The 17551-nt window shown below is 59.9% G+C and carries 17 protein-coding genes; 13 read left to right on the top strand and 4 right to left on the bottom strand.

Annotated features, from left to right (window positions below):
* Positions 1–10 precede the first annotated feature (10 nt).
* The gene (locus tag Q0908_RS03855; protein ID WP_299281115.1) at positions 11–505 is read left to right on the top strand and encodes a hypothetical protein; all 495 of its coding nucleotides are present in this window, start codon (positions 11–13) and stop codon (positions 503–505) included.
* Positions 506–507: 2 nt separating this feature from the next.
* Here the strand turns inward: Q0908_RS03855 and Q0908_RS03850 are convergent, their stop codons facing one another.
* The 3 genes from Q0908_RS03850 to Q0908_RS03840 are packed head-to-tail and all read right to left on the bottom strand — an operon-like array spanning position 508 to position 3028.
* On the bottom strand, positions 508–1062 hold the full coding sequence (locus tag Q0908_RS03850) for a TadE/TadG family type IV pilus assembly protein (protein WP_299281114.1): 555 nt from the start codon (positions 1060–1062) through the stop codon (positions 508–510).
* A complete protein-coding gene (locus Q0908_RS03845) occupies positions 1059–1604 on the bottom strand; it encodes a TadE/TadG family type IV pilus assembly protein (RefSeq protein WP_299281113.1) in 546 nt (181 codons plus the stop codon). Before Q0908_RS03845 ends, Q0908_RS03850 begins: the two co-directional genes overlap by 4 nt.
* A complete protein-coding gene (locus Q0908_RS03840; protein ID WP_299281112.1) occupies positions 1601–3028 on the bottom strand; it encodes a TadE/TadG family type IV pilus assembly protein in 1428 nt (475 codons plus the stop codon). The genes Q0908_RS03845 and Q0908_RS03840 overlap by 4 nt, the downstream gene beginning before the upstream one ends.
* A 296-nt stretch (positions 3029–3324) precedes the next feature.
* On the opposite strand from Q0908_RS03840, the gene Q0908_RS03835 reads away from it, so the two are divergent.
* Positions 3325–4755 (top strand): Glu/Leu/Phe/Val dehydrogenase, encoded by a 1431-nt coding sequence (locus Q0908_RS03835; protein ID WP_299281111.1) that lies wholly within the window; start codon positions 3325–3327, stop codon positions 4753–4755.
* Positions 4756–4839: 84 nt separating this feature from the next.
* Here Q0908_RS03835 and Q0908_RS03830 read toward each other — a convergent pair whose 3' ends face one another.
* Entirely contained in the window at positions 4840–5724 is an 885-nt protein-coding gene (locus tag Q0908_RS03830) for an SGNH/GDSL hydrolase family protein (protein ID WP_299281110.1), read from the bottom strand.
* Positions 5725–5932: 208 nt separating this feature from the next.
* Here Q0908_RS03830 and Q0908_RS03825 point away from each other — a divergent pair, with 208 nt between their 5' ends.
* The 11 genes from Q0908_RS03825 to Q0908_RS03775 all read left to right on the top strand — a co-directional run bounded on the left by Q0908_RS03825 (position 5933) and on the right by Q0908_RS03775 (position 17534).
* Positions 5933–7186 carry a sarcosine oxidase subunit beta family protein gene (locus tag Q0908_RS03825; RefSeq protein WP_299281109.1) on the top strand — a complete coding sequence of 418 codons (1254 nt, stop codon included), beginning with the start codon at positions 5933–5935 and terminating at the stop codon, positions 7184–7186.
* 83 nt (positions 7187–7269) lie between these two features.
* Positions 7270–7533, top strand: coding sequence for a sarcosine oxidase subunit delta (locus Q0908_RS03820; RefSeq protein WP_299281108.1), 264 nt, complete (start codon positions 7270–7272; stop codon positions 7531–7533).
* Positions 7530–10463: a sarcosine oxidase subunit alpha family protein gene (locus Q0908_RS03815; RefSeq protein ID WP_299281107.1), complete on the top strand. Its 2934-nt coding sequence runs from the start codon at positions 7530–7532 to the stop codon at positions 10461–10463. Before Q0908_RS03820 ends, Q0908_RS03815 begins: the two co-directional genes overlap by 4 nt.
* The gene (locus tag Q0908_RS03810) at positions 10456–11001 is read left to right on the top strand and encodes a sarcosine oxidase subunit gamma family protein (RefSeq protein WP_299281106.1); all 546 of its coding nucleotides are present in this window, start codon (positions 10456–10458) and stop codon (positions 10999–11001) included. The genes Q0908_RS03815 and Q0908_RS03810 overlap by 8 nt, the downstream gene beginning before the upstream one ends.
* A 39-nt stretch (positions 11002–11040) precedes the next feature.
* Positions 11041–11367, top strand: a complete 327-nt coding sequence (locus tag Q0908_RS03805; protein ID WP_299281105.1) for a hypothetical protein — start codon at positions 11041–11043, stop codon at positions 11365–11367.
* Positions 11368–11409: 42 nt separating this feature from the next.
* Positions 11410–13362 (top strand): DNA primase, encoded by a 1953-nt coding sequence (gene dnaG / locus Q0908_RS03800; RefSeq protein ID WP_299281104.1) that lies wholly within the window; start codon positions 11410–11412, stop codon positions 13360–13362.
* Positions 13363–13490: 128 nt separating this feature from the next.
* Positions 13491–15482 carry an RNA polymerase sigma factor RpoD gene (gene rpoD, locus Q0908_RS03795; protein ID WP_299281103.1) on the top strand — a complete coding sequence of 664 codons (1992 nt, stop codon included), beginning with the start codon at positions 13491–13493 and terminating at the stop codon, positions 15480–15482.
* 37 nt (positions 15483–15519) lie between these two features.
* Positions 15520–15933 (top strand): secondary thiamine-phosphate synthase enzyme YjbQ, encoded by a 414-nt coding sequence (locus Q0908_RS03790; protein ID WP_299281102.1) that lies wholly within the window; start codon positions 15520–15522, stop codon positions 15931–15933.
* Positions 15934–15984: 51 nt separating this feature from the next.
* The gene (locus Q0908_RS03785; protein ID WP_299281101.1) at positions 15985–16419 is read left to right on the top strand and encodes a hypothetical protein; all 435 of its coding nucleotides are present in this window, start codon (positions 15985–15987) and stop codon (positions 16417–16419) included.
* 72 nt (positions 16420–16491) lie between these two features.
* A complete protein-coding gene (locus Q0908_RS03780) occupies positions 16492–16920 on the top strand; it encodes a hypothetical protein (protein WP_299281100.1) in 429 nt (142 codons plus the stop codon).
* Between the two features lie 173 nt (positions 16921–17093).
* On the top strand, positions 17094–17534 hold the full coding sequence (locus tag Q0908_RS03775) for a hypothetical protein (protein WP_299281099.1): 441 nt from the start codon (positions 17094–17096) through the stop codon (positions 17532–17534).
* Positions 17535–17551: the final 17 nt, after the last annotated feature.

The following is a 17551-nucleotide window of genomic DNA, read 5'->3' as shown; positions in this document are numbered from 1 at the left end:
GACGCGCGCCATGTTGCCAGAGATTACAGAGCCAGATCAGGTCATCGCGACCATCTCCGCCTCACCGGGCCGCCGCATCCTCGGCATCGGTTCGCTGTATATTTTGTCGCTCATGGTGATCTATGTCGCCATCGTGCGCCCGCCCGATATTGGCTGGCAGGTGTTCCTGTTTGTGCTGGGGGGCGGATCGATCTGGATTGCCGAACAAATGCGGCGCGCCACGGCAGTGCGACTGGAACTGACGATGGAGGCGCTGCGCGACAGCAACGGCGATCTTCTGGCGCGTGTCGAAGATATCGCGGCCATTGATCGGGGCATGTTCGCGTTCAAGCCGTCAAACGGTTTCCTTTTGCGCCTGTCAGAACCTGCGGCACGCACCTGGCGTCCGGGCCTGTGGTGGCGGATGGGTTCCCGTATTGGCGTGGGGGGGATGACCCCAGGCCATCAGGCAAAATTCATGGCCGAGATGATCTCGGCCATGATTGCAGAACGTTCTAACAGCTAGAGCTAGCCATCGCTGCTCCACAACACGCGCGGCGCATAGCGGGGGCGCGTGAAGACCGCGTTGTGGATCTCGCGGGCTTTGAGCCCGGTGTCGAACGGCGGGTCGTATTTCACGAATGTCTCGACCAGCATGATGTGTTCGTTGTGCGGCAGGACAGGCAGCCTGTATGCCATGTCGTTCACCTGCTCGTCTGTCAGCGCCGGCATCCATCCGCGCTTCCTCGACCAGTGACGGCGGTACTCCTTGTCGGTACCGTTATACTTGATACTTGTGATGCGCACAGCAACGTCCGTCTCCTCATTCGCGGTGAGATAGGCCAGCAGTTTGCGCGTTCCCGTCAGATAGTCGACGTTCAGCGGGGTGGTTTCGCGCGAGATGATATCGCCGATTGTATAGGCGGCCTTGATCCCGACCGCGTGCTGCCGATAGGCGTCGAAGGTGGCGAACATCGCGAGATATGCCCAGAACAGCGCCGGAATGATCAGGACGGTTTCAACAGCGATGCTGCCGCGTTCGTCATCGCGAAAGCGACGCAGGTGTTTGATAAGGCGGATCATGAATTTGGCTCCTGCACGAAGGCCGAGAGGGCAAGCATCTTGGCACGGTCCGACCCGTCCTCGGTCCGGGTAAAGGCATAACCCATGCCCGTTGTTGGAAAGATCGGATCAAAGAGATAGCACGCACGGATCATCATCAACTGGTGCTCGCCACCATGTTTGAAGACCCGGGACGGCTTGAGCGGTTCGGTGACGTCGATACAATCCGCGACGCCAGCAAATCCGGCAAATGAGCGTGGGTTGACCGGTGTCATCTCAAGCTTCAGAGCGTTTTCGCAGTCAGGCAGGAACCCTGCATTCTCGCAGATCATCGTCTTGAGCTGGGCGTGCGTGTAGTTGGTGGTCGTATTCAGCCGCACATCGCGAACGGCCATATCTACTCCGCGGTCCAGGAAGTTCTGGCGCATAGCGTAGATGCCCAGCTCTACCGAAGTCAGGAACAAGGTCATGATCAATGGCACCGCGAGGGCGAATTCCACGAGCATCTGCCCATCCTCTTCGCGACGGAAGCGGCGCAGGAAGTTTGTGACGGTGTGCATCATTTTGTCAGCCTCAATTGGTTGATCTGCTTGGCGATCGCTTCGAAGGCTTCTTTGATCTCCACCCCTTCCACGTCGAAATAGTGGCTGGGCGAGGACGCGCAGTCTTCCATGACCTGACCGCCGTGGGCTTTGGTTTCAAACCCGACGGTCCAGATCACGATGCCTTTTGCTTTGGCCGCATCACAAATGTCTTCCAGTAGGTCGTCTGCACGGTCGGCGGTCATGTACTGGTAGTCCGGGGACCCCTTGCCGCCGTTCCAGTTGTCGTAGACGTGGGAATTCCACCAACCAAAGTTCTGGTTCACCCACTGCTGACGTTCGCTATAGGAGTTGTAGGCCCAGTTCGAAATCCGGTTGGAGTTACTGTTCTGCCCATCTGTCATCAGAACGATGGTCTTCAGCGTTTCCTCGTCCGAATAGTCGACGGGGCGCCCTTTAAGCGGGTCGGTTGACACTTTGTTGTTGGTGACAATTGTGCGCATCGATGGGTCAAGCAAGGCAACACCCCACTTCATGCCCATGTAGATCGCCGTACCCGCACGTGGCTGCAGCGCCTGGATCTGGTTCTTGAGAGCAGTCTTGTTCTGGCTAACCATCTGGATGGCTTCGTAGCTGTATTTCGGGCACACGGTGTCGGTGACCGTGTAGCGGCTCGCATAGTTCCATTGGAAGTGCTGCACCTGACGATACCACAGGGATGTATCCAGCGCTGTATCTTCGAATTCGTCGTCTGGCATTTCCACGCAGCGAGACGGGATATTGGAATAAACGTAGCGCTTGAGGTTGTTATAGATACCGTCGCCGATATTCACGTGCTCGGAGTAAGGCACAATTGAAAGCGAGATCAGATCTTGCGTTTCGGGTTTGATCACCGCATCCACAAAGGCCTTGCCAGCGGTGCGCATGTTCTCGATCTTGCTGTCGTTTTTCATTGATCCCGAGATGTCGAGGATCAACGAGATTTCGACTTTGGAAATCCGTTCTTCCGCCGAACTGGCTATAGACAGTGGCAGATCCGAAACGCCCACCAAGCGCATGAACTGCGTTGGGGTCGTGTTTCTCGTGCTCGCAACAACGGTTTTATAGTTGATGCCCTTGTACTGGACCGAGGCATCGGGGTTCACGGACACGGTGTAGTGACCCAGGCCCGATTTCGCGAGGTAGTCTTCGACAACGGCCGTCGCATCCAGAGGCTGGTCGAGGTCGGCGGCGGCCAACACGGCGCGGTCCAGCGTGGCCTGCACCCGTGTACGCTCCATCTCATTGCGCATCAGGTCGACCCCGATGCCCCCCACCAGCAACATCATCATGATAATGGCCAGGCCGAAATATGTCATCGATCCCGCTTCGTTGCGCACGAAGGAGCTGACGCTGCTTTTCAGCGCCGCTTTCGAGATCGATTTCAATGTCCAGTTCGTCGACATGCTACACCTTGCTTTCTATCGGAGTCTGACCCGTATGGCCTTTTCGTCCGAGGATCGGTGTGCAGGGGCATTGTGTCCGAAATCGGGCAAAACGGGGAAACCTCTGTGGAGTTTGTGGACCCGCCTTGGTCAATGCCGTTTTGACGTGGGCACTGTTTACGATTTGTTAATCAAAATCGGTCTCGATGCCTATTTTCGCCATCCGCAAAAAAAGTCGCACCCATTAACGGAACCGTCATAGGCTGGGCTCACAGACTGCGCCTGCAGGCGAGTCGGACCGCATAAAGGAGACCTGGATGAGCACCCCAAATGAACCGAGCTTCCGCGAGAGTGTGGATATCATGTTCAACCGCGCGGTGGCGCTCATGGACCTGCCGCCCGGACTCGAGGAAAAGATCAGGGTGTGCAACGCCACCTATACGGTTCGGTTTGGTGTGCGCCTGCGGGGGCAGATTCAGACTTTTACCGGATACCGCTCGGTCCATTCCGAACATATGGAGCCGGTCAAGGGCGGCATCCGCTTTGCGCTTGGCGTCAATCAGGATGAGGTCGAGGCCCTTGCCGCGCTGATGACTTACAAGTGCGCTTTGGTTGAGGCCCCGTTTGGGGGTTCGAAGGGGGGCTTGTGCATTGATCCGCGTGAGTATGACGATCACGAGCTGGAGCTGATCACCCGCCGTTTTGCCTATGAGCTGATCAAGCGCGACATGATCAACCCCGCCCAGAACGTGCCGGCTCCTGACATGGGCACGGGTGAGCGTGAGATGGCGTGGATTGCGGATCAGTACAAACGCATGAACACCACGGACATCAACGGTGTCGCCTGCGTGACCGGGAAACCGACCAACGCTGGCGGCATTCAGGGGCGCACCGAGGCAACCGGTCGCGGTGTCCAATACGCGCTGCGCGAGTTCTTCCGCGATGAAGACGGCGTTGCCAAGACGGGCATGTCCGGCACGCTTGATGGCAAGAGCGTCGTTGTGCAGGGCCTTGGCAATGTGGGCTATCATGCCGCCAAGTTTCTGTCCGAAGAGGATGGCTGCAAGGTTGTCGGCATCATCGAGCGTGATGGCGCGCTGACCGACCCAAAGGGGCTGGATGTCGAAGCCGTGCGCAACTGGATCGCAGGTCATGGCGGCGTGAGCGGCTGCCCTGAGGGCACCCATATCGAGAATGGCGCAGCCGTGCTGGAGATGGAGTGCGATATCCTGATCCCTGCGGCACTCGAAGGTGTCATCAACCAATCCAACGCGGCCCGGATCAAGGCACCGCTGATCATCGAGGCGGCGAACGGCCCCGTGACGGCTGGTGCTGATCTGATCCTGAAGGAAAAGGGCTGCGTCATCATTCCCGACATGTATGCCAACGCAGGCGGGGTCACCGTGTCCTATTTCGAGTGGGTCAAGAACCTCAGCCACATCCGCTTTGGCCGGATGCAGCGCCGCCAGGAAGAGGCGCGCCACCAACTCGTCGTGGACGAGCTGGAGCGGCTGAGCCACCATCTGGGGGACGCCTGGAGCATGACGCCCGACTTCAAGAGCAAGTATCTGCGCGGTGCGGGCGAGTTGGAGCTGGTCCGCTCGGGCCTCGATGACACGATGCGGACGGCCTATCAGTCCATGGCGTCGGTCTGGCACGAGCGCGGAGATGTCGATGATTTGCGCACCGCCGCCTATCTGGTGTCCATCGGGAAGGTGGCTGACAGCTACCGCGCCAAGGGCCTCTGACCCAAAAGGCTGGCCTGTCGAAGGGCCAGCCTTTTTGCCATTCTGCGCTTACCTGCGGTGCAGAGTTCTCGAACCGAACAGTTTCTATCCGTCGGGCATGGCCGCGCTGATCTGGTCATAGACGGCTGTGCAGATGTCATCCATTTCGATCATAAAGAACTCTTTGGCCGCCTTTGTATTGGGGTGATACGGGTCTTTGACCTTGCCTGCGGAATTGACCCGGAAGTAATGCTTGTTGCCTTGGTTGGCAGCAACGGTTTCAGGGGTCGCCCCTTCGATAAAGCTGCATGAACTGCCGGTTTCTTCAAAGGCCCGTTTGACGTTGGCCTGGGCCTTGATCCTGAGGTCGGTGATCTTCTTGGAATAACTGGGCGCAGTTGTCATGAAGATGCACGGCGTACCTGCGGGCAGTTGCGCATTCATCTTTTCCACGTCCTCGCGTGCTTTTTCATAGTCGCCGGCCCACCGTTGGGCTGAATTGCCGAGAAAGGACAGCAGGATCAGTTTGGGGTTGTAGTAGTCCGGTCGGAACATCGTCTCGAACGCGGACTGATCCATCTTGCAGAACTGGTAGGCGTCGCCTTGCCCGATCTGCTTGTACTTGTTGCCCGTGGTGTTGATGAAGCCGTAAGTGCCCGCATTCACCTTCCACTTGGGATCGACGTCGCAGATCGCGCCCTTGGCCCGCCCCATCCGCGCCGTCCACGAATGCAACGAGGTGGAGCGTACCCCGATCACCGCCACTTTCATGTCCGCGAGGACCTCAAGGTTCTGCGCCTGCTCGGGCGTGGGGGGGCAATGCGATTTGATGTTTTCAAAGAACTCGAGGAACACCGGCCCCGATCCGAATGGGATCTGACTGTCGCCGAGGATCACGATGGAGGGGGAGTCAAAGCCTGCGTCCTGCGCACTCACCAGTGTTGGCAGGCAAAGCGACAGGGCGGCGGCACGCAAAATCTTCAGCAGCATGGAGGGGCCTCGTTGTTCAATGCATCTATTGAACCGCAAAACCCATATACAAAACAGCCCCCCTCACCTCACTTTATGCTGATCGGTCGCTGCCAGACCGGCCCGTGTCGAAAAGTGATCGGGCGCGGGGGTGAGGGCTTGATACATCAGTTGAGATGTTGATGGTGTAAAGCCAATAACGCCGATGGATATGGGGGCGAGGGAGCGCATGCGCTTTTCAGGCTTGAAGGTTCTCAAGGAAGGGCTCACCGGAAACAAGGGATGGGGTCCGCATTGGCGCAGCCCCGAGCCGAAATCCGAATATGATATCATCCTGATCGGTGGCGGCGGGCATGGGCTGGCGACGGCGCATTATCTGGCCAAGGTGCATGGGCTGCGCAATGTGGCTGTGCTCGAGAAAGGCTATCTTGGCGGCGGCAATGTGGGCCGCAACACCACCATTGTGCGCGCAAACTACATGCTGCCGGGCAATTCCGAATTCTATTCCCACTCCCTCAAGCTGTGGGAGGGGCTGGAAGAAGACCTGAATTATAACGTGATGCACTCCCAACGTGGCATCATCAATCTGGTTCATTCGGATGGTCAGCGCGACGCCTTTGTGCGCCGTGGCAATATGATGATGGGTCGCGGCGATGATGCCGAGATGCTGGACACGAACGGCGTGCGCAAGCTGCTGCCGATGATTGATTTCGACCAGACCCGGTTTCCGATTTATGGCGGTTTGTACCATCGCCGTGGCGGCACAGCCCGCCATGATGCGGTCGCGTGGGGCTTTGCCCGGTCTGCCAGCGATCACGGTGTCGATCTGATCCAGCAATGCGAAGTGACGGGCATCGATGTCGAAGGCGGTGTCGTCAAAGGCGTGCAAACCACGCGTGGGCCGATCCGGGCCAAGAAGGTAGGGATGGTCGCTGCGGGCCGGTCCTCCCAGGTGGCGGCGATGGCGGGCATGCGTCTGCCCATCGAAAGCCACGTGTTGCAGGCCTTTGTGACCGAGGGCCTCAAACCCTGTCTGGATCACGTGGTCACCTATGGCATGGGCCACTTTTACATCAGCCAGTCCGACAAGGGCGGCCTCGTTTTTGGCGGTGATCTCGACATGTATTCCAGCTATGCGGCGCGCGGAAATCTGCCCTTGGTCGAGCATGTCGCCGAGGCGGCCATCACGCTGATGCCCCAGATCGGTAAGGCCCGCGTGCTGCGCAATTGGGGTGGCATCATGGACATGTCGCCCGATGGGTCTTTCATCATGGACAAGACCGACATCGAGGGTTTGTACGTCAACACCGGCTGGTGCTATGGCGGCTTCAAGGCCACGCCGGCCTCGGGTCACACCTTTGCCCATTTGCTGGCCACCGGCACGCCGCATCCCACCACCGTGCGCCACCGTCTGGATCGGTTTCGCACCGGGGCGGGGATCATGGACGAAGAGTCCACCGGCTCGCAACATAACCTGCACTAAGGAGAGACCGAGATGTTGGATGCCTCCGGCGGGAGTTTTTTTGGCAAGATGAAGCCGGGGATCAGCCCCAGAGGAGAGGCCTGATGCGACTGCCTTGTCCGATTTGTGGCGCGCGGGATGTGCGTGAGTTTTACTATCAGGGCGCGGCGGTGATGCTGGATCGTCCCGCGCCTGATGCGGGAGTCGAGGCGTGGGATCACTATCTGCATTTGCGCGAGAACCCTGCCGGGGATCTTGAGGAGTTTTGGAGCCATGATGCGGGGTGTGGTGCCTGGCTAAAGGTCGTGCGCAACACTGTCACCCATGAGGTGAAGAGCGCCGAACTGACCGCAGAGGTGGCGCGATGAGGGTCGATGGCAAGGGCCGTGTTGACCGGTCACGTCCGGTCTCGTTTCGCTTTGACGGGCAAAGCTATTCTGGGTTTGAGGGCGATACATTGGCCTCGGCATTGCTCGCCAATGACGTGCGCATGGTGGGGCGGTCGTTCAAGTATCACCGTCCGCGCGGCATCCTCACGGCTGGATCGGAAGAGCCCAATGCGTTGGTCACCATTGGCAAAGGCGGCGCGACTGACCCCAATGTGCGGGCGACCATGCAGGAGATCTATGCCGGGCTTGAGGCGCGCAGCCAGAATGCGTGGCCGTCACTGGCCTTTGATCTGCTCAGCGTCAATGATCTGGCTGCTCCGTTTCTGGGGGCCGGCTTCTATTACAAAACCTTCATGTGGCCGCGCGCGTTTTGGGAAAAGGTGTACGAGCCTGCGATCCGTCGGGCGGCGGGCCTGGGCGCGTTGGCCGCGACGAAGGACGGTGATCATTACGAGAAAGCCTATGCGTTTTGTGACGTGTTGGTCATTGGCGCAGGGCCGACCGGTCTGATGGCGGCCTGGGTCGCTGCGCAGTCCGGTGCTGATGTGATTTTGGCGGATGAGGATGCCCGCATGGGTGGCCGTCTGAACGCAGAGACGTTGCATGTGGACGGCATGCCCGGTGCTGAGTGGGCGGCGGATATGGCCGCGAAGTTGGCCGAAATGCCCAACGTGCGCCTGATGACACGCACCACGGTGACGGGGGCCTATGATGGTGGGACCTATGGCGCGTTGGAACGGGTCAGTCAGCATATCGACGGCGTGCCCAAAGGCGGCGTGCGCGAGACGTTCTGGCGCATCGTCGCCAAACGCGCAGTTCTGGCCGCAGGGGCCATTGAGCGTCACATCGCGTTCCAGAACAACGACCGCCCTGGCATCATGGCCGCAGGTGCGGTGCGCGCCTACCTCAACCGTTGGGGAGTGGCCCCGGGCCAAGCGATCAGCGTGTTCGCCAACAACGACGACGCACATCGCACGGCGATGGACTTTCAGGAGGCGGGCGTGGACGTGGCGGCGGTCATCGACAGCCGCGCGGAGGCCAAGGCGCTTGGCGACTACCGCGTGATTGCGGGCGCGATGGTCACCGGCTCGACAGGGCGAAAGGGTCTGACAGGGATCGAGGTACAGAGCGGATCCGGCACGCAAAAGATCGCGACCGATTGTCTGGCGGTCTCCGGCGGGTGGAACCCGACCGTCCATATGACCTGCCACATGAACGGGCGTCCCATATGGAACGAGGAGATTGCCAGCTTTGTCCCGACCCCGGGTGCAATTCCGGGGATGGAAACCGCTGGTGCCTGTAACGGTGCCTTTTCGACGGCCGCCTGTCTGGCGCAAGGGGTTGCGGCGGCCAAGGTGTGCCTTGAGGCGATCAACATGAAGGTTGCGGACGTGGACCTGCCCGTGGCGGACGACACCGCTTACAGCGTGGCCCCGCTGTGGGCTGTGCCCGGCAAGGGCCGCGCCTGGCTTGATTTCCAGAACGATGTCAGCGTGAAGGACGTGCGCCAAGCGGCCAAGGAGAATTTTACCTCCGTCGAGCATATGAAGCGCTACACCACCCAAGGGATGGCGACCGATCAGGGCAAGAATTCCAATGTGACCGCGCTGGCGTTGCTCGCGGATGCGTCAGGCCGCGGTATTCCGGAAACCGGCACAACCACATTCCGCCCGCCTTTTGTCCCTGTGGCTTTGGCGGCCTTCGGGGCTGGCGCGCAGGGCAAAGGCTTTGCGCCGGAGCGCAAGACGACCAGCCACGCCGCCACCATCGCAGCGGGTGCCCCCATGATCGAGGCGGGGATGTGGTATCGCCCCTCCTACTTTCCGGCACCGGGTGAGACCACATGGCGTCAATCCTGTGACCGCGAGGTCGGTTATGTCCGCGAGGCCGTGGGCGTGTGCGATGTGTCCACCTTGGGCAAGATTGACATTCAGGGCCCGGATGCGGCCAAGTTGCTCGATTTTGTCTACACTAACATGTTTTCGACCCTCAAAGAGGGGCGTGTGCGCTATGGGCTGATGTTGCGCGAGGACGGGTTCGTGATGGATGACGGCACCACAGCGCGTCTTGGCCCCAACCATTATGTGATGACGACAACCACAGCCGCCGCCGGGCAGGTCATGCGCCATCTGGAGTTCGTCACTCAAGCGCTGCGCCCCGATTGGGACGTGCGGATCATCTCCGTCACCGAACAGTGGGCGCAATTCGCGGTGGCCGGACCAAAAGCGCGCGATCTGTTGAACGGGGTGCTGGATACGCCCATCGACAATGATGCGTGGCCATTCATGGCCTGCGGTGAGGTGTCGGTGCAAGGTGTGCCGGGGCGCTTGTTCCGCATCTCGTTCTCGGGCGAGCATGCCTATGAAATCGCGGTCCCGTCCCGCTATGGCGATAGCCTGTTCCGCCTGTTGGTCGCACGGGCCGAGGGGGCCGGTGGCGGTGCCTACGGGATGGAGGCGCTGAATGTACTGCGCATCGAAAAAGGGTTCATCACCCATGCCGAAATCCACGGGCGGGTGACGGCACAGGACATCGGGATGGGGCGGATGCTGTCTCGGAAAAAGGATTTTATCGGCAAGACCATGGCCGCCCGTCCGGGGTTGAACGCGGACGGGTTGGAGCAGTTGGTGGGTCTGAAACCGGTAGGACCTGTCAAACAACTGACGGCTGGCGCGCATATCTATTCCGATGGCGAAGAGGCGGTGCGCGCGCACGATCAAGGCTATGTCACCTCGGTCGCATTCTCGCCGACCCTTGGGCATTACATGGGTCTGGGCTTTGTGCGCGACGGGCTGAGCCGGCATGGCGAAACGCTGAATATGGTGGATCATTTGCGGGGCATCCAGACGCAGGTGGCTTTGTGTGATCCGGTGTTCTTTGACCCAGAAGGGGGACGCACCCGTGGCTGAGTTGATCGCAAAGACACCGTTTGACGGGATGGCCCCCGTGACCCATGGCAGCGTGACGCTGCGCGAGGTCGACCTTGGCGTGTTGACGTCAATCGCGCCGCTCAAAGGGCAGGGCAAAGCTGCGGCAGCGGCCTTTAAGGAAGCCCACGGGATTGCATGGCCTGCGCCAAACCGGGCGACGGGCAAAGAGGGCGGGCGCGCGATCTGGTTTGGCCGCGAGACGGTGCTGCTGGCCGGACCGCATGTGGATGCGCGCCTGGCGGAGCATGCCGCCCTGACCGATCAAAGCGACGGATGGAGTGCTGTCGAACTCTCAGGCGCAGATGTCGAGGATGTTCTGGCCCGGCTGATCCCTGTGGACCTGAGCGCGGCGACCTTCAAGCGTGGCCACACCGCGCGCAGCCAAGTGCAGCATATGAACGGCTCGATCACCCGCACCGGGGCGGATACATTCCTGATCCTCGTGTTCCGGTCGATGGCCGGCACTCTGCGTCACGATCTGGAGAGAGCCATGGCAAGCGTCGCCACACGGCGCTAAAAGAGACGCCATGATTCTCGTATCTGACCGGAGCTTGCCATGACCCGCTTGTTTGTGACCCTGTTTGCCCTCATCCTCGCGTTGCCTGCGCTGGCTCAAGACACAGCCGAAGCCCCCGAGGTTGACGAAAAAGTGGTGAGCTGCGGCTATCAGGCCGATGTGGTGGCCGCCGTTCAGCAGGCCCGGCTTGAGCGGGTCGCCGAGCGCAACGTGCCCGAGCACGTGATGGCGCAATCGCCCGCATGGCCCGAAAAGTACAACAACGTGATCCCCCTGATCACGCCTTGGGTTTACGAGCAAAAACGCAAGATCATCCGCAACGAGGATCTGAGCGCGGCTTGGAGCGAGCTGTGTTTGCAGCAATAGTCGGGACTCGACTCTGACCGCCCGCGCCCCAATATTAAAGGGATGAGCCTGCCCCCTGGATTTCTGGACGAATTGCGCACGCGCCTGTCTATCGGGCAGGTGGTGGGGCGCAAAGTGATGTGGGATGCGCGCAAGTCCAATCAGGGTAAGGGGGATTTGTGGTCCCCGTGCCCGTTCCATCATGAAAAAACGGCCAGCTTTCACGTCGATGATCGCAAGGGCTATTATTATTGCTTTGGTTGTCACGCCAAGGGCGACGCCATCAGCTTTGTGCGCGAGACCGAGAATGTCGGCTTCATGGAAGCGGTCCAAATTTTGGCGGGCGAAGCGGGCATGCCCATGCCTGAACGCGACCCGCGCGCCCAGGAAAAGGCGGATCGGCGCACGCTTCTGGCCGATGTCATGGAAATGGCGGTTCAGCACTTTCGCCTGCAACTCAAGACCGGAGTGGCTGCGGACGCGCGCGCCTATCTTGAGCGGCGCGGCCTTGATGCGAGCGCACAGGACCGGTGGGAGATCGGATTTGCCCCCGATGCGTGGCAGGGCCTTTGGGATGCGCTCAAGGCCAAAGGGGTCGAGGACGATCTGATCTTTGGTGCGGGGCTTGCCAAACCAAGCCAGAAGGGCGGCAAACCCTATGACACGTTCCGGGGCCGGATCATGTTCCCGATCCGCGATGCGCGCGGGCGCTGTACGGCCTTTGGTGGTCGCGCGATGGACCCCAATGACAACGCGAAATACCTGAACTCGCCCGAGACTGAATTGTTCGACAAGGGCCGCAGTCTTTACAATCACGGTCCTGCACGCACCGCTGCGGGCAAGGGCCAGCCGCTGATCGTGGCCGAAGGGTATATGGACGTGATCGCGCTGGCCGAACATGGGTTCGGCGCGGCGGTTGCGCCCTTGGGCACGGCGGTCACCGAACACCAGCTCGCCATGCTGTGGCGTATCGCGGACGAGCCGATCATCGCGCTGGATGGTGACAAGGCGGGCTTGCGCGCGGCCATGCGGCTGATCGATCTGGCGCTGCCTACGCTTGAGGCCGGGAAGTCGCTGCGCTTTGCGTTGATGCCCGAGGGGCAGGACCCGGATGATCTCCTGAAATCACAAGGGGCGGGGGCGTTGCAAAAGCTGCTGGATGACGCCATGCCCATGGTCAAGCTGCTGTGGCAACGCGAGACCGAGGGGCGTGCCTTTGACAGCCCCGAACGCAAGGCGGCACTCGACAAGGCGTTGCGTGACAAGATCAAGCTGATTGCGGATCCGTCGATCCGGCAGCATTACGGTCAGGAAATCAAGGACTTGCGATGGGCCCTGTTCCGCCCGCAACGCCCCGCCTTCACACCGGGGCGCAGCACTGGACGGGGCTGGAAGAACGCACCACAACCGGCGATGCCCAGCACCAAATCCTCGGCACTTGTCTCGGGCGGCGAGCGGGTCACAGAATACCTTGCCGAGGCGAAAATTCTGGGGGCGTTGATATGTACGCCTGAGGTGGCGGACGAATTCGAAAGCGGGCTGGAAACGCTGGTCTGCGCGGACCCGGACCACGGCGTCTTGCGCGACCTGATTCTGCGCCATGCACATGAGGGCGCAGAGGCGTTGCGCGAAAAGATATTTAGCGCACTGGGCCCTGATACCCTTGATAACCTGCTGTCATCGCGCCATTTGGCAATTGTCCCGTGTATCCGCACACCCGGCAATGCTGACCTCGCCCGTATGACCGTGGCCGAGGAGCTTGCGAAACTCAGCGCGGCCAAAGGACTGAATGCAGAGATTGCAGATGCGATGCAGGATCTGGAAGGCGTTGCGGATGAAGGGGTGACTTGGCGGCTGAGCCAGGCCGCCGCTGCAGCGGAAAATGCGACACGGAGCGGGAAAGAGGACACCGCGGAATACGACACAGGGCACAACGGTGCCCGAATCAGTCGCAGCGAACGGGATGCGTTTGCCGCTCTGATGGAGCAGATCAAGTATTCAAAGCCAGGACACTGATGCGTTTTGGCCGCGATTCCTTAGGAAAATGCGTGTAGTAGGGTGGCCGAATCACCCTAGGCACGAAATGATTCTGGCAGCGATTCGGGCAAGCGAATCGTTCAGGAGCCCCGGTAAAGGAGCCCAGTATGGCCGCGAAAGACACGAACGAAGACGCAAAGACCGACGATCACGACAACGAGCACTCGCTTGATATGAGCCAGGCCGCCGTCAAGAAGATGATCGGTGAGGCGCGTGAAAAAGGTTACATCACCTACGACCAGCTCAACACCGTGCTGCCCCCTGATCAGGTCAGTTCCGAGCAGATTGAGGACGTGATGTCGATGCTCTCCGAAATGGGCATCAACATCATCGAAGACGAAGAGGCCGAAGAGGAAGAGCAGAAAGGCTCGACCGATGTGGTCGCCACCGAAGGCACGCGTGATCTGACGCTTGGGGCCACGGGGCAGGAAAAACTCGACCGCACGGACGATCCCGTCCGGATGTATCTGCGCGAAATGGGCAGCGTCGAGCTGCTGAGCCGCGAGGGCGAGATCGCCATCGCCAAGCGGATTGAGGCCGGCCGCAACACCATGATCGCGGGCCTGTGCGAAAGTCCGCTGACCTTTCAGGCGATCACGATCTGGCGCGACGAACTCCTGAGCGAAGAGATTTTGCTGCGCGATGTCATCGACCTTGAGGCGACATTTGGCGACCAGATGGGCGAAGAGGGCGAAGGCGTCTCTGAACCTGTCGTGAATGCCGCGCCCACCGCATCGACCGAAGACAAGTCGCAAGCCAGTCCCGAGTTGGACGCGGACGGCAACCCCATCGCCAATGACGACGACGATGACGAGGACGAGCAGGCCAACATGTCGCTTGCCGCGATGGAGGCTGCGCTCAAGCCGCAAGTGCTTGAGACCCTCGATGTGATCGCAAACGACTACGCGATGCTGAGCGAAATGCAGGACAGCCGGATTTCCGCGACCCTGAACGAGGATAATACGTTCTCGACCGGTGATGAGGAAACCTACCAAAAACTGCGCGCCGAGATCGTCGTGCTCGTCAACGCGCTGCACCTTCACAACAACCGCATCGAAGCACTGATCGACCAGCTTTATGGCATCAACCGTCGGATCATGCAGATCGATAGTGCCATCGTGAAACTGGCCGATCAGGCCCGTATCAACCGCAAGGAATTTGTCGACTCATATCGCGGTCGCGAGCTTGATCCCGGTTGGCTGGATGAAATGGGCGGCAAGACGGGTCGCGGCTGGCAGATGTTCATCGAACGCTCGGCCGAAAAGGTCGAAGAGCTGCGCAGTGACATGGCGCAGGTCGGTCAATATGTCGGCCTCGACATCTCTGAATTCCGCCGCATCGTGCAGCAGGTCCAGAAGGGCGAGAAAGAAGCCCGTCAGGCCAAGAAAGAGATGGTCGAAGCGAACCTGCGCCTCGTGATCTCGATTGCCAAGAAGTACACCAATCGTGGTTTGCAGTTCCTCGACCTTATCCAGGAAGGCAACATCGGCCTTATGAAGGCCGTGGACAAGTTCGAATACCGGCGCGGCTACAAGTTTTCGACCTATGCGACATGGTGGATCCGTCAGGCGATCACCCGGTCCATCGCCGATCAGGCGCGCACCATCCGTATCCCGGTGCACATGATCGAGACCATCAACAAACTGGTCCGTACGGGCCGCCAGATGCTGCACGAAATTGGCCGCGAACCCACCCCCGAGGAATTGGCAGAGAAGCTGCAAATGCCTTTGGAAAAGGTGCGCAAGGTGATGAAGATTGCCAAAGAGCCCATCAGCCTCGAAACCCCCATCGGGGACGAGGAAGACAGCCAGCTTGGTGATTTCATCGAGGACAAGAATGCTGTGCTGCCGCTCGACAGCGCGATTCAGGAAAACCTCAAGGAAACGACAACGCGGGTCCTTGCCTCGCTCACCCCGCGTGAGGAACGTGTGCTGCGGATGCGCTTTGGCATCGGGATGAACACCGACCACACCCTCGAAGAGGTCGGCCAGCAGTTCAGCGTGACCCGCGAACGGATCCGCCAGATTGAGGCCAAGGCGTTGCGCAAGCTCAAGCACCCAAGCCGCAGCCGCAAGCTACGCAGCTTCCTTGACCAGTAAGCAATCAGGGCCGTGTCAGTGACGCGGCCCTTTTTTCATGCAGACCACCTTTGACATAACGACAACGGGGCAGGGCCTCACCGAGTTTACCCATGATGTTGCTAGATGGGTAAAAGGAAGCGGCCTGCTGACCCTGTTTGTGCAGCACACGTCGTGTTCCTTGCTGATCCAAGAAAACGCGGACCCCGAAGTGCAGGCCGACCTGCGCGCCTTTTTCACCCGGCTTGTTCCCCCCACCACCGACCCGTCGATGGCCTATCTGACCCACACGTATGAGGGCCCGGATGATATGCCCGCCCATATCAAAGCGGCGCTGTTGCCGGTCAGCCTCACCATTCCGGTGCGCGACGGACGGATAATGCTGGGCACATGGCAGGGAATTTATCTGTTCGAACACCGCGGCGCGCCGAAACTGCGCACGGTCGCTGCGCATCTGTTCCAAGATCGTTGATTTGGCGCAGCGACATGAATGCGATACCATGGCGTGGATCGGAGTGCTGTTATGTTCAAACATCTGTGTCTCGTTGCCCTTGGCCTTGTCGTGATGACCCCCAACTGGGTGGGCGCAAATGGGTTGTTCCTGAAGGAAATCATCGTCATCCCGGTGCGCCCGATTGATGCGACCACGTTCGAGGTGATTGAAAACGACGGGGCGGGGGGCACGCAGATGTGGTGTGCGGCAGGCAAATTCACGAGGGGTTATTTGCGCCAACGCGGTGGGGACCTGACCGTTTTGCAGCCGCGGGCGGCCTCCCCAGTCTATTCAGGGCGCAAAAGCGTGATTTTCACCACCCGGGCCGTTGCGGGCGCCGTGTCGTCCGCCTCGCAAGGGGTGCGCACGGCCGGGCAGCGATTCAGCATGGCGCACGCCTATGCGTTGTGCAAATCCCGGCGCGAACAATTCATCAAGGTCCGCGTGCTTCCCGTGCAAAATTAGATCGTATCGGTGGACTCCCGTCGATTGGATTTGAGCAAACACGCCCTATCTTATCGTGAAAGGAGACACCGTATGCTTCGTGCCATCTTTGCTCTCGTCCTTGGGGTTGCCCTTCTTACCCCAACCCTCAGCGCCGCGCAGCAGGAAGTCCGCCGCGAGCGCTTCGACATCCCGATTTTCCCTATTGATGCCAACACGTTTGAGGTGATCGAGAATGATGGGGCCGGGGGCACGCAGTTGTGGTGCGCGGCTGGCATCTATACGCGACAATTCCTCGGGCAACGCGGCGGGTCCATCTATATTCAAGCCGGACGGGGCGATTCACGCGCAGTTGTCGGTCGCAAAAGCGTGATCTTTACCACGCAAGCGGTAGACGGTGCCTTTTCATCCACGTCCCAAGGGGTGCGGCGCACCGGACAGGTCTTTAGCATGGCGCATGCCTATGCGTTGTGTCGCGGAACCCCGCGTCTACAGATTAAAATTCGCGAGAACCGGTTATAGCCGCGCCTGTCACAAAGCGTATAGATCGGGTCAGTAATTTAGTGCGCCACCGGCTAATGCTGCAAAATATCATTTCATATCAGCCAATTGGCGTGTTGCAGTCCCTTGGCGGTTAAGTGATTTTCAATTGCACCCCCGCGCGCCTATCTGTTGTAGGCAAAAGGAGACATCCGATGTTGAAAAAGACTTTCATTGTTGCGCTGGCCGTCGTTGTGACCGCGCCTACGCTGGCCTCGGCGGTGGATTCGATTCGTCAACGCTATACCTTGCCCGCTGCGGCCATTGACTCAAACTCGTTCGAAATCGTCGAAGCGGACGGCGCAGGCAATGCGCAGCTTTGGTGCGGCGCGGGCATTTATGCGCGTAGGGTGCTGGGCGAACGGGGTGGTGATATCACCATCGAAATGGCACGTGGGCCGTCACAAACCCGTCCGGGGCGCAAGGCTGTCCGGTTCACAACGGATCCGGCCGCCGCTGCCGCGGGCAGTTCGTCATTGTCGCTCAACGTGCGCCGGGAAGGTGTGGTTTTCACTATGACCCACGCCTATGCGCTGTGCCGTCAATTCCCCCACCTCAAGCTGCGCACCGGGCCCAACACATTGGTGCGCAAGTAACACCATGATGCTGAATG

The organism is uncultured Tateyamaria sp. (assembly GCF_947494755.1).
Taxonomy (GTDB): domain Bacteria; phylum Pseudomonadota; class Alphaproteobacteria; order Rhodobacterales; family Rhodobacteraceae; genus Tateyamaria.
The sequence above is the reverse complement of the archived record's forward strand: the minus strand, read 5'-3'. Positions and strand labels throughout refer to the sequence as shown.

Excerpts from the sequence above, each read along its gene's own strand:
- Q0908_RS03835 (WP_299281111.1), top strand. The coding sequence starts at position 3,325 with ATGAGCACCCCAAATGAACCGAGCTTCCGCGAGAGTGTGGATATCATG.
- Q0908_RS03850 (WP_299281114.1), bottom strand. The coding sequence starts at position 1,062 with ATGATCCGCCTTATCAAACACCTGCGTCGCTTTCGCGATGACGAACGC.
- Q0908_RS03855 (WP_299281115.1), top strand. The coding sequence starts at position 11 with ATGTTGCCAGAGATTACAGAGCCAGATCAGGTCATCGCGACCATCTCC.
- Q0908_RS03830 (WP_299281110.1), bottom strand. The coding sequence starts at position 5,724 with ATGCTGCTGAAGATTTTGCGTGCCGCCGCCCTGTCGCTTTGCCTGCCA.
- dnaG (WP_299281104.1), top strand. The coding sequence starts at position 11,410 with ATGAGCCTGCCCCCTGGATTTCTGGACGAATTGCGCACGCGCCTGTCT.
- Q0908_RS03805 (WP_299281105.1), top strand. The coding sequence starts at position 11,041 with ATGACCCGCTTGTTTGTGACCCTGTTTGCCCTCATCCTCGCGTTGCCT.
- Q0908_RS03820 (WP_299281108.1), top strand. The coding sequence starts at position 7,270 with ATGCGACTGCCTTGTCCGATTTGTGGCGCGCGGGATGTGCGTGAGTTT.
- Q0908_RS03785 (WP_299281101.1), top strand. The coding sequence starts at position 15,985 with ATGTTCAAACATCTGTGTCTCGTTGCCCTTGGCCTTGTCGTGATGACC.
- Q0908_RS03825 (WP_299281109.1), top strand. The coding sequence starts at position 5,933 with ATGCGCTTTTCAGGCTTGAAGGTTCTCAAGGAAGGGCTCACCGGAAAC.
- Q0908_RS03790 (WP_299281102.1), top strand. The coding sequence starts at position 15,520 with ATGCAGACCACCTTTGACATAACGACAACGGGGCAGGGCCTCACCGAG.
- Q0908_RS03775 (WP_299281099.1), top strand. The coding sequence starts at position 17,094 with ATGTTGAAAAAGACTTTCATTGTTGCGCTGGCCGTCGTTGTGACCGCG.
- Q0908_RS03780 (WP_299281100.1), top strand. The coding sequence starts at position 16,492 with ATGCTTCGTGCCATCTTTGCTCTCGTCCTTGGGGTTGCCCTTCTTACC.
- Q0908_RS03840 (WP_299281112.1), bottom strand. The coding sequence starts at position 3,028 with ATGTCGACGAACTGGACATTGAAATCGATCTCGAAAGCGGCGCTGAAA.
- rpoD (WP_299281103.1), top strand. The coding sequence starts at position 13,491 with ATGGCCGCGAAAGACACGAACGAAGACGCAAAGACCGACGATCACGAC.
- Q0908_RS03845 (WP_299281113.1), bottom strand. The coding sequence starts at position 1,604 with ATGATGCACACCGTCACAAACTTCCTGCGCCGCTTCCGTCGCGAAGAG.
- Q0908_RS03815 (WP_299281107.1), top strand. The coding sequence starts at position 7,530 with ATGAGGGTCGATGGCAAGGGCCGTGTTGACCGGTCACGTCCGGTCTCG.